Below are 13,661 nucleotides of genomic sequence, written 5' to 3' on the forward strand. Positions count from 1 at the left end.
ATTCCAGGTTTGCCAAGATCCTTCGGCGGGCAGGTCAGAATCTCAGCATGGACGGTCAGCAGAACGACGAGCCGCGCCGCGATCGGGACGGGAAGACGCCCCCTGGTCGGCCGCGCCGTTTCCCACTGACGCGACGCTCGGCATCGCATCCCGACGGCGGGTGGCGGCTGGGCCTGCGCCGCTTCGCCGTGGCCGTGGCCATCCTGGTCGTGACGCTTGTCGGTGTGCTCGCCGGTGTGGTGGCGGGCGGGAACGTGGGCACCGACATCGGGCCGTTCCACGCTCGGCTCTCCGTGTCGCCGACGACCGACGGCGGTACCACCGTCAACATCCCGCCGCTGGGCTCGCTGCTGCTGGACAGTCACGGCGGGCCGACCCAGCTGACCGTGGAGCTGGGCGCGTTGGAGCAGAGCCGGGTCGAGGCGCTGATCGACGATCCGGCGAGCCTCAACCGGGCCACCCAGTCGGCGGTCGACGAGGTCCGGGAGGGGGTGATGCGGCTCGGGCTGCGCACTGTCGGTTCCGCCGTACTGGCCACCCTGGTGCTGGCGCTGCTGGTGTTCCGGGACACCCGACGGGCGGCCTGGGCCGGCGGGCTGGCGCTGCTGATCACGGCCGGCAGCCTGGGCACCGCCGCGGCGACCATCCGGCCCCAGTCGATCGAGGAGCCCCGGTACGAGGGACTGCTGGTCAACGCCCCGGCGATCGTCGGCGACGTGCGTAAGATCGCCGACGACTACACCCGGTACGCCGAGCAGCTCCAGCGGCTCATCGGCAACGTCACCCAGCTGTACACGACGGTGTCGGCGCTGCCGGTGTACGAGCCGGACCCGGGCACCACCCGGGTGCTGCACATCTCCGACCTGCATCTGAACCCGAGCGCCTGGCAGATCATCCGGACCGTGACCGAGCAGTTCGGCATCGACGTGGTGATCGACACCGGCGACATCACCGACTGGGGCAGCGAGCCGGAGGCGTCGTACGTCGGCTCGATCAGCCTGCTGGAGAAGCCGTACGTCTACATCCGGGGCAACCACGACTCGGGGCGTACGGCGGCGGCGGTGGCCCGCCAACCCAACGCGGTCGTGCTGGACAACACCACGACCACCGTCGCCGGGCTGACCATCGCCGGCATCGGTGACCCCCGCTTCACCCCGGACAAGAGCACCTCGCCGGCCAGCGGTGGGCTGAGCCAACCCACCGCCGACGAGTTGATCACGACGGGCGAGAAGCTCGCCACCACGATTCGCAGCTCTCCCCGACCGGTCGACATCGCGCTGGTGCACGACCCGGCCGCCGCCGGCCCGCTCTCCGGCGCCTGCCCGCTGGTGCTCGCCGGGCACACCCACGACCGGCAGATCAACACGCTGCCGGAGGTGCCCGGCCAGCAGCCCACCACGCTCATGGTGCAGGGTTCCACCGGCGGTGCCGGGTTGCGCGGGCTGGAAGGCGAGGAGCCGACCCCGCTGGCGATGACGGTGCTCTACTTCGATCAGGAGAAGCGACTCCAGGCGTACGACGACATCACCGTGGGCGGCACCGGCCAGGCCCAGGTCAACCTCGAACGCACCGTCATCGCCCCTCCCCCCACCACCCCCCTGGGCGCCACCCCAACCCCCACCCCCACCACCACCATCTCCCCCACCCCCACCCCCACCCCCACCCGCTAACCCCCACCCACCCCCCACCCAGCCCCCCGCCCCACCCCCATTCACCCCGTTGATCAAGAAGTTTTCGCCAGGGAGAGCGCTCCACCGTGACGAAAACTTCTTGATCAACGGAGCAGGGGGGAGCGGGGCAGGGTGGGGTGGGGGGTGGGTGGTTAGCGGAGGGAGAGGGCGGCTAGGGCGGCGTTGACGATGCTGCCGGGGAGGAGGTCGTGCAGGTCGTAGAGGTCGTGGACGCTGCCGGACTGGCCGAACTCGTCGACACCGAGCGGCACCGCGGGGGCACCGACCGCCGAGCCGAGCCAGGCCATGGCGTGCGAGGCGGCGTCGTGCACGGTCACCACCGGCACCCGGTCGGCGAAGGCGGACCGCAGCGCGCCCGGCACGCTCGGCACGGTCGCCGTGCGTACGCCCTGACGCAGGGTGCGCTGCCACGCCCGGTAGAGGCGATCCAGGCTGGTCACGTCCACCACATGGGCCGCGACCCCCTCGTCGGCCAGTTCCGCCGCGGCGGCCAGCACCTCGGGCAGCACCGCCCCGGAGGCGGCCAGTTGCACAGTCGGCGCGTCGGCCAGGTGCGGGTACGCCTGGTGAGCGTCGACCAACCGGTACGCCCCGGCGAGCACCTGCCGGCGGAGTACCGCGTCACCGAGCCGGGCCCGGGCCGCCTCGAACGGCGCCTGGTCCACCGGCCGGGTGCTGAGCCGGAAGTAGTACGCCCCGTCCTCGGCCGGCACCGCAGTCGTCGTCGGCCGAACCGTACCGGCGATGTGCCCGAACGCGTCGCAGAGCAGCCAGTCGAGGCTTGCCGCGTACGCGGGCTCGACGAATGTCACCCCGGGCAGTTCCAGGCCCACGCTCGCGGTGATGGTCGACTGGTGGGCGCCGCCCTCCGGCGCGAGAGTGACCCCGGACGGGGTGCCCGCGACGACGAAGCGGGCACCCGAGTAGGTGCCGTAGAGGAACGCGTCCAGCCCGCGCAGCACGAACGGGTCGTAGACGGTGCCGACCGGCAGCAGCGGCTGCCCGGAGAGGTCCCACGCCAGGCCGAGCTGGCCGAGCAGCAGGAACAGGTTCATCTCGGAGATGCCCAGCTCGATGTGCTGCCCCTCGGGGCTCTCCGTCCAGCGCAGCATCCGGTCCTCCGACCAGGAACGCTGGGCGGTCGGTGCGAACACGCCGGTCTTGTTGATGAACCCGGCCAGGTTTGTGGAGGTGGCCACGTCCGGCGCGGTGGTGACGAGGTACCGGCCCACCTGTGGATCACGGGCCAGGTCCACAAGCACCCGACCGAAGACCTCCTGGCTGGAGATCGGCTTGTTGGCGCGTACGTTCGTGGCCTGGGGCACGGTGACCCCGAGCGCACGCTCGCGGGGCGCGCGGGACAGCGCCTCCCGGCGCTGCCCGGCCCGGATCCCGGCCGGCGAGGCCGGGTCGAGACGGTCCCACTCGGTGTCCCGGGTCAACCCCTGCGCGGCGCGCAACGCGTCGACCTGTTCGCTGGTCAGCAGGGCGGAGTGGTTGCGCGGATTGCCGGCGATCGGCAACCCCCAACCCTTGACGGTGTACGCGAACACCACGCTCGGGCGGTCGGTCACCGCGTCGCACTGGGCGTACGCGTCGAGCAGCGCCGCCAGGTCGTGCCCGCCCAGGTCGGTGACGAGCGGGCCGAGATCGGCGTCCGAGACGTCGGCGATCAACTCCGCGATGCCCTCGGGGGCACCGTCCAGGAACTGCTTGCGCAGCGCCGGGCCGGTCAGCCCGAACAGCGACTGGTACTGCTCGTTCGGCATCGCGTCGATCCAGTCGCGCAGCGCCGCCCCGCCCGGTCGGTCGTACGCCTCGGCGAGCCGGCGGCCGTACTTCACCTCGACGACGTGCCAGCCGGCGGCCTCGAACTGGCCGCGCCACTGGTCGATCCGCACCCCGGGGACGACCCGGTCCAGCGACTGCCGGTTGAAGTCGACCACCCACATCACGTTGCCGAGCCCGGTGGTGGCCGGGTCGGCGACGGCCTCCCAGATGTTGCCCTCGTCCAGTTCGGCGTCACCGATCAGGGCGACGAACCGGGAGTGCGGCCGCGCCCCGAAGTGGGCGTCGACGTAGCGCCGAGTCACCGCCGCGAACAGCGGCGCGGCGGCGCCGAGCCCCACCGAGCCGGTGGAGAAGTCCACCTCGTCCGGGTCCTTCGTCCGCGACGGGTACGACTGGAGGCCGCCCCGTGCCCGCAGCCGGGGCAGGTACGACCGGTCCAGGTTGCCCAGCAGGTACTGGATGGCGTGGAAGACCGGGGAGGCGTGCGGCTTGACCGCTACCCGGTCCTCGGCGTCCAGATGGGCGAACCACAGCGCGGTCATCGCGGTGACAAGCGAGGCGCTGGACGCCTGGTGCCCACCGACCTTCACCCCGTCGCCGGTACCGCGATCATGGTTCGCCGCGTCCACGATCCGAGTGGCGAGCCACAACACCCGCCGCTGGATCTCGTCGAGAACATCGAGATCACGCTGGTCCACGCTGGAACTCCATCCGGGCATCCCCATTGACGCCCATCGAGGTGACGCTGGTTGATCATCGGTTGGCGGCAAATGTTGATCTTCAAGCTGCCGCCAACCTCATGCTCAACGAGATCAGGCTGAGACGCCGAGACGCTCCAGGATCAGAGTGCGGACGGTCTGGGCGTCGGCCTGGCCCCGGGTGGTCTTCATGACCGCGCCGACCAGGGCACCGGCCGCGGCCACCTTGCCGCTGCGGACCTTGTCGGCGATGGCCGGGTTGGCGGCGATCGCCTCGTCCACCGCCGCGGTCAGCGCGCCGGTGTCGGAGACGACCTCCAGCCTGCGATTGGTCATGATCTCGGTCGGTGAACCCTCACCGGCGACCACGCCCTCCAGCACGGTGCGGGCCAGCTTGTCGTTGAGCTTGCCGGCGTCCACCAGGCCCTGAAGCTCGGCGACCTGGGCCGGGGTGGCCCCGATGTCGGCCAGCTCCACGCCCGTCTCGTTGGCCCGCCGGGACAGCTCACCCAGCCACCACTTGCGGGCCGCGGCCGGTGTCGCACCAGCCGCCACGGTGGCCTCGATCAGCTCGACCGCGCCGGCGTTGAGCACCGACTGCATGTCGAGATCGGAGAGCCCCCACGCCTGCTGGAGCCGGCGGCGGTGCAGCCGGGGCAGCTCCGGCAGGGCGGCCTTCAGCTCCGCCACCCAGGCCGGGTCCGGGGCGAGGGGCACCAGGTCCGGCTCCGGGAAGTACCGGTAGTCGGTGGCGGTCTCCTTGGACCGACCCGGGGTGGTGTCCCCGGTGTCCTCGTGGAAGTGCCGGGTCTCCTGGGTGATCCGGCCACCGGCGTCGAGTACGGCGGCCTGGCGCAGCATCTCCGAGCGGACCGCCCGCTCGACCGACCGCAGCGAGTTGACGTTCTTGGTCTCGGTACGCGTGCCCCACTCCTGACCGGGCAGGTTGAGTGAGGTGTTCACGTCACACCGCAGCGAGCCCTCCTCCATGCGCACGTCGGAGACGCCCAGGCTGCGGATCACGTCCCGCAGTTCGGTGACGTACGCGCGCGCCACCTCGGGCGCCAGCGCAGCGGTGCCCGGGATCGGCTTGGTGACGATCTCCACGAGCGGAATGCCGGCCCGGTTGTAGTCGACGAGCGACTCGGTCGCGCCGTGGATCCGGCCGGTGGCACCGCCGACGTGCAGCGTCTTGCCGGTGTCCTCCTCCAGGTGCACCCGCTCGATGCCGATCCGCACCGTCTCGCCGTTGACCTCGACGTCCAGGTAACCGTCGACGCAGAGTGGCTCGTCGTACTGGCTGATCTGGAAGTTCTTCGGCATGTCCGGGTAGAAGTAGTTCTTCCGGGCGAACCGGCACCAGGTCGCGATGGAGCAGTTCAGCGCCAGGCCGATCCGGATGGTCGCCTCGATCGCCGCCTTGTTCGCCACCGGCAGCGAGCCGGGCAGCCCCAGGCAGACCGGGCAGACGCGGGTGTTCGGCTCGCCGCCGAAGTCGGTCGGGCAGCCACAGAACATCTTGGTGTTCGTGCCCAGCTCGACGTGGGTCTCCAGGCCGATCACCGGCTCGTAGCGCGCGACGACCTCGTCGTACGCGGGCAGTGTCGTGGTCATCTGTGCTCCTGCCTCACAGTGCCGGTGGGGTGAACGTGCCGACGGCGCTCTCCAACGCGGCGGCGACCCGGTACATCCGGTCGTCGGCAAGCGTCGGGGCCATCACCTGAAGTCCGACCGGCAGCCCGTCGGAGAGCCCGCACGGCACCGAGATGCCCGGCCCGCCGTACAGGTTGCTCGGAATGGTGAACAGGTCGGCCAGGTACATCTGGTACGGGTCGGAGGTGCGTGCGCCGAGCGGGAAGGCGACGAACGGGGTGGTCGGCGAGATCAGCGCGTCGACCCGCTCGAACGCCGCGGTGAAGTCGCGGGTGATCAGCGTACGCACCTTCTGCGCCTGCCCGTAGTAGGCGTCGTAGTAGCCCGAGGAGAGCGCGTACGTGCCGAGCATGATGCGCCGCTTGACCTCGGGGCCGAAGCCGGCCTCCCGGGTCAGCGACATGACCTCCTCCAGCGACCGGTTGCCGTCGTCGCCGGTCCGCAACCCGAACCGGACACCGTCGAAGCGGGCCAGGTTCGAGGAGCACTCGCTGGGCGCGATCAGGTAGTACGCCGGGAGCGCGTACCGGAAGTGCGGGCAGGAGATCTCGACGATCTCCGCGCCGAGTTTGGTAAGCGTGGCGACGGCCTCGTTGAAGGCGGCCGTCACGCCCGGCTCCGCGCCCTCGCCGCCGAACTCGGTGACGATGCCCAGCCGTACGCCGCTCAGGTCGCCGGTCGCGCCGAGCTTGGCCGCGGCCACCACGTCCGGCACCGGTGCCGGGATGGAGGTGGAGTCACGCGGGTCATGCCCGCCGATCGCCGCGTGCAGCAACGCCGCGTCGAGCACGGTACGGGCGCACGGGCCGGGAGTGTCCAGCGAGGAGGAGAAGGCCACCAGCCCGTACCGGGAGGTGCCGCCGTAGGTGGGTTTCGCGCCGACGGTGCCGGTCACCGCCCCGGGCTGACGGATCGAGCCACCGGTGTCCGAACCGATCGCCAGCGGCGCCTCGTACGCGGCGAGCGCCGCCGCGCTCCCCCCACCGGATCCACCCGGAATGCGGTCGGTGTCCCACGGGTTGCGGCTCGGCCCGTACGCCGAGTATTCCGTCGAGGAGCCCATGGCGAACTCGTCCATGTTGGTCTTGCCGAGCATCACCGTGCCGGCGGCGCGCAGCCGTTCCACGATCGTCGAGTCGTACGGCGGACGCCAGCCCTCAAGGATCTTCGACCCGACGGTGGTCGGCACGCCCTTGGTGGTGAGGACGTCCTTGACCGCGACCGGCACACCGGCCAGCGGCCCCAGTTCCTCGCCGGCCGCCCGGCGGGCGTCGATGTCGCGGGCGGCAGCGAGCGCGCCCTCGGTGTCGACGTGCAGGAAGGCGTTGACCCGGCCGTCGACCGCGGCGATCCGGTCCAGGTGGGCCTGGGTGACCTCGACGGCGGAAGCCGCGCCGGTGGCGACGAGCCCCGCGATCTGCGTCGCGGTCATTGCGGTGACGTCGGTCATGAGGCCACATCCTCGTCCAGAATCCGCGGTACGCGGAACCGCTGCTCCTCCGCGTCGGGGGCACCCGACAACGCTTCCTCAGGAGTCAGGCACGGCGTCACGACGTCCTCGCGGAGCACGTTCGTCAGTGGCACCGAGTGGGAGGTCGGCGGGATGTCCGCGGCGGCGACCTCGCCCACCTGCGCGACCGCTTGGAGGATCACGTCGAGCTGACCGGCGAAGGTGTCCAACTCCTCCTCTGTCACGGCGAGCCGCGACAGTCGCGCCAGGTGCGCGACCTCCTCGCGGGAGATGGCGGCCATCGGTGCCCCCTTCGTGGCTATGCTGCGTCTGCCTGACCTGCGCCCACCGCTGCCGGGTACGCGACGCGCGGTGACCGCAGCGAGTCTATTGTTTCCCGCTCGGCGGGCCGTTGCCGCCTCCCCGAGCGCCGGCCCGACCGGCTGGTCCCGGCCCGACCGGCGCCGTGGGATCAGCGGGCGTGCCGGCGGGGGATCTCCGCCTCGTCGTGGCCGCCGAGCGGCCGCAGCGGACGGTACCGGGCCAGCCAGGCGACCAGTTCCTCCGCCGGCATCGGCCGGGCGTAGAACCAGCCCTGGGCGGCGTCGCAGCCGGCCGCGTGCAGCATCCGCCAGGTCCGCTCGTCCTCCACGCCCTCGGCCACCACCCGCAGCCCCAACGCCTTGGCCAGCTCGATCGTGGAGCGGACGATCGCCGCGTCGTCGGTGTCCTCGGTCATGCCGAGGACGAACGAGCGGTCGACCTTCACCTCCGACAGCGGCAGCCGGCGCAGGTGCTGAAGGCTGGAGTAGCCGGTGCCGAAGTCGTCCAGCGCGATGCCCACCCCGATCCGGTGCAGCCGGGTGATGGTGGTCAACACCCGACGCGGGTCGGCCATCAGCGCGCCCTCGGTGATCTCCAGTTGCAGTCGATCCGGCGCCACGCCGTAGCGGGCGAGCCGGTCGGCGATCTGGTCGGCGATCTCGCCGGTGTGCAGGTCCCGCACGCTGACGTTCAACGCCGCCCGCAGCCCGAGGCCGGCCGCCGACCACTTGGCGAGCTGCTCCACCACGTCGTCGACGACCCGGCGGGTGAGCAGCCGCATCACCGCGCTCTGCTCGGCGACCCGGATCAGTTCCTCCGGGTCGACCATCCCCCGGCGTGGGTGCCGCCAGCGCAGCAGGGCCTCGACCCCGACCACCTCGCCGGTGGCGATGGCGACCTGCGGCTGGTAATACATCATGATCTCGCCCGCGTCCGTTGCCGGCTCGGCACCGGAGCGGTCGTCGGCGGTCGGGACTGCGGGATCCGCTCCGTCGCCGAGCTGCGGCTGGCCACCGTCATGCGCCCCGGGCCAACCCGTGCCGTCTGCCGTCACAGCATTCGATCCCACGTCGCGGGCCGCCCGGCGCAGGGTCGGGTCCGCGCCGGTGATGATCCGGGCGATCAGCTCGTCGTCGTGGTGCAGCACCCGGGGACGACGTCGCCGCCGGCTCCACCATCGGATGCCGACCGGCTCCTCCGACGGCCCGGAGGTGGGCAGCACCGCGCCGTCCCCGCCGCGGACGGTGGGTCGCGGGTTGCCGGTCGCCTGGTCGACGGGGCGGCCGGCGGTCGCCTCGGCCGGCGCGGACCCGTCGGCTCGACCCGAGGCACCGACCTCCAGCACCCGGCGCAGGTCGGCCAGGAGCGCCAACCGCTCGGCGGAGTTGTGGTCGGACTCGGCGGTGTAGACGGCGACGGTGTCGTTGCGGTGCTTCGCGTCGTACATGGCGACGTCCGCGTGCCGCATCAGGGTGGCGAAGTCCTCGCCGTGATCCGGAAACAGGGCGATGCCGATGGAGCCGCCGACATCCAGCGGCAGCCCGTCCAGCGGCACCGGCTCGGCGAGGGTCTGGACGACCTGGTCGGCCAGCGAACGGGCCTCACTGACATCGGTGAGCCCGGTCATCACGATCGCGAACTCGTCGCCGCCGAGCCGGGCGACCATCTGCGGCGGCGCGACCACGTCGGTCAACCGGGCGCTCACCTCCACCAGCAGCCGGTCGCCGACCGCGTGGCCGAGCGCGTCGTTGACGTTCTTGAACCGGTCCAGGTCGATCAGGAGGAGGGCGAGGCGTGTTTCGGGCTCTCCTCGGGCGGCCCGCTCGGCGTGCCGGTGCACCTGCTCGTTGACCTCAGCCAGCAACGCCTTGCGGTTGGGTAGCCCGGTGAGCGGGTCGAGCGCGGCCAACTGGTGCTGCTCCACGGTGAGCCGGGCCATCCGGTAGACCGCGAACAGCGGCACCAGCACCAGCGGCACCAGGGCGGCGCTTGCCCTGGCGGCGGTGACCAGCACCGGCGCGAGCAGCAGCAACGACCCGGTGGAGAGCAGTTCGAAGGGCAGGCCGTGCCAGGCGTTGGGCCACCACCGCTCACCGAAGCGCAGCCGCACCGCGGTGGTGACCAACCCGTAGTTGACCGCGAACCAGGCGACCCCGGCGCCGCCGATCGCGGCGATGTCGGTCCAGCCCAGCGCCGCACCATCGTAGATCCCGCCGGGGCCGAGCCGGGTGATCGTGTACGCCGCTGCCAGCGAGCAGGCGTACTGCCCGGCGTTGAAGGCCGTCCGCCAGGGCGCGTGCCGCATCCGGACCCCGGACACCACGACGGCGACCGCCTGCACCGCGACCGCAGGGCCGAGTCCCCAACCGAGCAGGATCGCGAACGTGAAGCAGGTCGAGGGAAAGACGGCCGAGGAGGACTGCCCCCGGCCGGGCGGCAGGAAGGGCCGGGCGTCGCAGGCCACGGCGAGCACCGCCATCGTCCAGAACGCCGCCGGCAGGTCGGGCAGGGCCGAAGCGAACGACACCAGCCCGTTCGCCGAGACGAGCAGGGCCACCACGAGTACGGCCGCGACAAACGTCGAGAACTGCGCCGTCCGCCCGGGCGGGACGAGGTTGCGCGGATCGGGCGACTCCATCACACCTCCCGGCACGAGACCGGCCCGTGGTTCCACGCGCCGTGCCCCAATGAAACGCCCCCACCCCCCACTTTCCCGTCGCGACAGTCACGAATCGGTCGTAGTCGTAATTAAGTTGGTATCCGGCAGAGTGCCGTAAAGATCATCACTCCTCGACGCGGGCGACCTGCCGGGCCGCCTCGGGGCCGGCGTCAAGGAGCACCTGGAAACCCTCCTCATCGAGCACGGGCACCTTCAGACTGGCCGCCTTGTCCGCTTTGGAGCCGGGGTTGTCGCCCACCACGACGAAGCCCGTCTTCTTCGACACCGATCCGCTGACCTTGCCACCCCGGGACTGGATCGCCTCGGCCGCCTGGTCCCGGGAGAAACCGCCGAGCGTGCCGGTGACCACCACCGTCACCCCTTCCAGCGGGCGCGGCCCCTCCTGCACCGCCGCCTCCGCCATGCGGACGCCCGCCTCGGCCCATTTCCGAACCACCTCGCGGTGCCAGTCGACGGCGAACCACTCGCGGATGCTGGCGGCGATGGTCGGACCGACACCGTCGACTGAGGAGAGTTCCTCCTCGGTCGCCTGGTCGATCGCCTCGACCGAGCGGAAGTGTCGGGCCAGCGCCTGGGCGGCGGTCGGGCCGACGTGCCGGATGGAGAGGGCCACCAGCACCCGCCACAGGTCACGTTCCCGGGCGGTGGCGAGGTTGTCGAGCAGCTTGGCGGCGTTGCTGCCGAGGCTGCCGTCCTTGTTGACGAAGAACGGCGCGCGGGCCAGCTGCTCGGCGTCCAGCGAGAACAGGTCACCCTCGTCGGTGATGATCTGCGCATCGAGCAGCGCGGCGCCGCTCTTGTAGCCGAGCGCCTCGATGTCGAACGCGCCGCGCCCGGCCAGGTGGAACACCCGCTCCCGCAACTGTGCCGGACAGCTGCGCGAGTTGGGGCACCGGATGTCGACGTCGCCCTCTTTCGCGGGGGCGAGCGGGGTGCCGCAGGCCGGGCAGGTGGTCGGCATGACGAACGGCCGGGCGTCCGGCGGACGCAGGTCGACCACCGGGCCGAGCACCTCGGGGATCACGTCACCAGCCTTGCGGATCACCACCGTGTCGCCGATCAGCACCCCTTTGCGCTCGACCTCGCGGGCGTTGTGCAGGGTGGCGTACTCGACGGTGGAGCCGGCCACCCGGACCGGCTGGAGCACCGCCCGGGGCGTGACCCGACCGGTCCGCCCGACCTCGACCTCGATGTCGAGCAGGGTGGTGTTGACCTCCTCCGGCGGATACTTGAAGGCGATCGCCCAGCGTGGTGCCCGGCTGGTCGAACCCAGCCGCCCCTGGATGGGCACCGGGTCGACCTTCACCACCACGCCGTCGATCTCGTGCTCGACGTCGTGCCGGTGCGCCGCGTAGTGCGCGATGTAGTCCCGGACGCCGGCCAGGTCGGGCACCACCCGCCAGCGGTCGCTGGTGGGCAGCCCCCACGCCGTCAACGCCGCGTACGACTCGGACTGGGTGGCCGGCTGGAAACCGCGACGGGCGCCGATGCCGTGCACCACCAGGCGCAGCGGGCGGGAGGCGGTGATCCGTGGATCCTTCTGCCGCAGGCTGCCGGCCGCCGCGTTGCGGGGGTTGGCGAAGGGTGCCTTGCCCTGCTCGACCAGGCCGGCGTTGAGATCGGCGAAGGCGGCCACCGGGAAGTAGATCTCGCCCCGCACCTCGATGAAATCGGGGGCCGGGCCGAACTCCGCCGAGTCGGTCAGCCGACCGGGCACGTCCCGGATGCTGCGCACGTTGGCGGTGACGTCCTCGCCGGTGCGGCCGTCGCCGCGGGTGGCCGCCCGAACCAGCCGGCCGCCTTCGTAGGTGAGGTTGATCGCCAGCCCGTCGACCTTCAGCTCGCACAGGTAGGGCGCCGGACCACCCGCGTCCCGCTCGACCCGCTCCGCCCAGGCGGCCAACTCCTCGTCGGCGAAGGCATTGTCCAGCGACATCATCCGTTCGGCGTGGGCGACCGGAGTGAAGTCGGTGGAGAACGTGCCGCCGACCCGTTGGGTCGGTGAATCCGGGGTGCGCAACGCCGGGAACTCCGCCTCCAGCGCCTCCAGCTCGCGCAGTTGGCGGTCGAAGTCGGCGTCGGAGATCGTCGGCGCGTCGAGCACGTAGTAGCGGTACTGGTGCTCGGTCAGCTCCTGACTGAGCGTGGTGTGCCGCTCCCGCGCCTGCGGCGTCGGCTCGGGGCCGGCGGCCTCCTGCGCCGCATCAACCTGCTGGGGAACCGCTTCCTCCGACACCCTGCCGCCTCCGGACACCGCTGTCGACCTCCCGTGATCGTGCTACCCCCGCACGGTAGTCCCCGGGTGGGACAACCGTGCGGCCAGCGCGGCGAGTTGATCGGCGTACTCGATCCGGCCGGCCCAGTCCACCGGCCAGCCGGCCATCCCGTTGGCCGCGCCGACGAAGGCTCCGGCGAGGGCGGCGATCGAGTCGGAGTCACCGGCGCTCCGCGCACCTCGGGCCAGCGCGTCGACCGGGGCGTCCGGGTGCCGGAGTGCGCAGTACAGGGCCGCCGTGAGAGCCTCCTCCGCGATCCAGCCCGCGCCGGTGACGCGACACGGGTCGTCGCCGTCGTCCGGGGCGGCCAGGGCCACGTCGAGTCGGCCCAACGCCAGTAGGCACTCGTCCCAGCCACGGGCGATGAACTCCGCAGGCGTCCGCTCGCCCGGCCGTTGCCACAGGTCGCCCAGCCAGTCGGCCCGGTAGACCGTGCGCTGCTGCCGGGCCCGGGCGGAGAGCAGGCCGGGAAGGTCGGCCAGCGGAGCACCGTCGACCAGCAGCCGCACGGCGTACGCGGTCAGCTCGCTCGCCGCCAGTCCGGTGGGGTGTCCATGGGTCAGGCCCGCCTGGAGCTGGGCCAGCCCGGCGAGGGTGTCCAGGTCGACGTCGAGCAACCCGACCGGGGTGACCCGCATGTTCGCACCGCACCCCTTCGAGCCGGCCTCGGTCGCCTGCTGCCAGGGCAGGCCCCGGGACAGTTCGGCGCAGGCCCGCAGGCAGGTCATCCCCGGCGCGCGGTTGTTGTCCGGGCTGGCCGCCCAGTCCAGGAAGCGGCGGCGCAGCAGCGGCTCCACCGCCTCGGCGGTGTACGTCGGCGCGTCGTGCAGCGCCCAGCCCACCGCCAACGCCATCTGGGTGTCGTCGGTGACCAGCACCGGATCACCGATCAGCTCACGCGGGCCGGTCGGTCCGTACCGGCTGTCGATCTCGGCGACGGTGAGGAACTCGGTGGGTTTGCCGAGGGCGTCACCGAAGGCGAGCCCGAAGAGCGAGCCGGCGGCGCGCTGAGGCGCAGGGCTGATCATGACCGTGATGATGCCTGTCGGCCGCAAGTCCGTGGAGCGGCCGGTCGGACCACCACGGTCGGCCTGCCGG

At 71.9% G+C, this 13,661-nt stretch carries 8 protein-coding genes; 1 reads left to right on the forward strand and 7 read right to left on the reverse strand.

What is annotated here, in order from left to right; all coding sequences use genetic code 11:
* Positions 1 to 47: 47 nt before the first annotated feature.
* Entirely contained in the window at positions 48 to 1,670 is a 1,623-nt protein-coding gene (locus tag O7624_RS09705) for a metallophosphoesterase (protein WP_282239745.1), read from the forward strand.
* Between the two features lie 152 nt (positions 1,671 to 1,822).
* On the opposite strand, the gene O7624_RS09710 is transcribed toward O7624_RS09705, so the two are convergent.
* The 7 genes from O7624_RS09710 to O7624_RS09740 all read right to left on the reverse strand — a co-directional run bounded on the left by O7624_RS09710 (position 1,823) and on the right by O7624_RS09740 (position 13,591).
* A complete protein-coding gene (locus tag O7624_RS09710) occupies positions 1,823 to 4,180 on the reverse strand; it encodes a pyruvate dehydrogenase (protein ID WP_282239746.1) in 2,358 nt (785 codons plus the stop codon).
* A 114-nt stretch (positions 4,181 to 4,294) separates the two neighbouring features.
* Positions 4,295 to 5,794, reverse strand: coding sequence for an Asp-tRNA(Asn)/Glu-tRNA(Gln) amidotransferase subunit GatB (gene gatB, locus O7624_RS09715; protein ID WP_282239747.1), 1,500 nt, complete (start codon positions 5,792 to 5,794; stop codon positions 4,295 to 4,297).
* A 13-nt stretch (positions 5,795 to 5,807) separates the two neighbouring features.
* Positions 5,808 to 7,283 carry an Asp-tRNA(Asn)/Glu-tRNA(Gln) amidotransferase subunit GatA gene (gatA, locus tag O7624_RS09720; RefSeq protein WP_282239748.1) on the reverse strand — a complete coding sequence of 492 codons (1,476 nt, stop codon included), beginning with the start codon at positions 7,281 to 7,283 and terminating at the stop codon, positions 5,808 to 5,810.
* Positions 7,280 to 7,585, reverse strand: a complete 306-nt coding sequence (gene gatC / locus O7624_RS09725) for an Asp-tRNA(Asn)/Glu-tRNA(Gln) amidotransferase subunit GatC (protein WP_088995614.1) — start codon at positions 7,583 to 7,585, stop codon at positions 7,280 to 7,282. The genes gatA and gatC overlap by 4 nt, the downstream gene beginning before the upstream one ends.
* Positions 7,586 to 7,755: 170 nt before the next feature.
* A complete protein-coding gene (locus O7624_RS09730) occupies positions 7,756 to 10,245 on the reverse strand; it encodes an EAL domain-containing protein (protein ID WP_282239749.1) in 2,490 nt (829 codons plus the stop codon).
* Positions 10,246 to 10,390: 145 nt separating this feature from the next.
* Positions 10,391 to 12,523, reverse strand: coding sequence for an NAD-dependent DNA ligase LigA (gene ligA, locus O7624_RS09735; protein ID WP_093401790.1), 2,133 nt, complete (start codon positions 12,521 to 12,523; stop codon positions 10,391 to 10,393).
* 42 nt (positions 12,524 to 12,565) lie between these two features.
* On the reverse strand, positions 12,566 to 13,591 hold the full coding sequence (locus O7624_RS09740) for an ADP-ribosylglycohydrolase family protein (RefSeq protein WP_282239750.1): 1,026 nt from the start codon (positions 13,589 to 13,591) through the stop codon (positions 12,566 to 12,568).
* Between the last annotated feature and the right edge of the window lie 70 nt (positions 13,592 to 13,661).

The sequence above is a fragment of the Verrucosispora sp. WMMD1129 genome (assembly GCF_029581255.1).
Lineage (GTDB): Bacteria > Actinomycetota > Actinomycetes > Mycobacteriales > Micromonosporaceae > Micromonospora > Micromonospora sediminimaris.

Coding starts and splice junctions, on each gene's coding strand:
- O7624_RS09705 (WP_282239745.1), top strand. CDS start 48: ATGGACGGTCAGCAGAACGACGAGCCGCGCCGCGATCGGGACGGGAAG.
- gatB (WP_282239747.1), bottom strand. CDS start 5,794: ATGACCACGACACTGCCCGCGTACGACGAGGTCGTCGCGCGCTACGAG.
- gatA (WP_282239748.1), bottom strand. CDS start 7,283: ATGACCGACGTCACCGCAATGACCGCGACGCAGATCGCGGGGCTCGTC.
- gatC (WP_088995614.1), bottom strand. CDS start 7,585: ATGGCCGCCATCTCCCGCGAGGAGGTCGCGCACCTGGCGCGACTGTCG.
- O7624_RS09730 (WP_282239749.1), bottom strand. CDS start 10,245: ATGGAGTCGCCCGATCCGCGCAACCTCGTCCCGCCCGGGCGGACGGCG.
- O7624_RS09740 (WP_282239750.1), bottom strand. CDS start 13,591: ATGATCAGCCCTGCGCCTCAGCGCGCCGCCGGCTCGCTCTTCGGGCTC.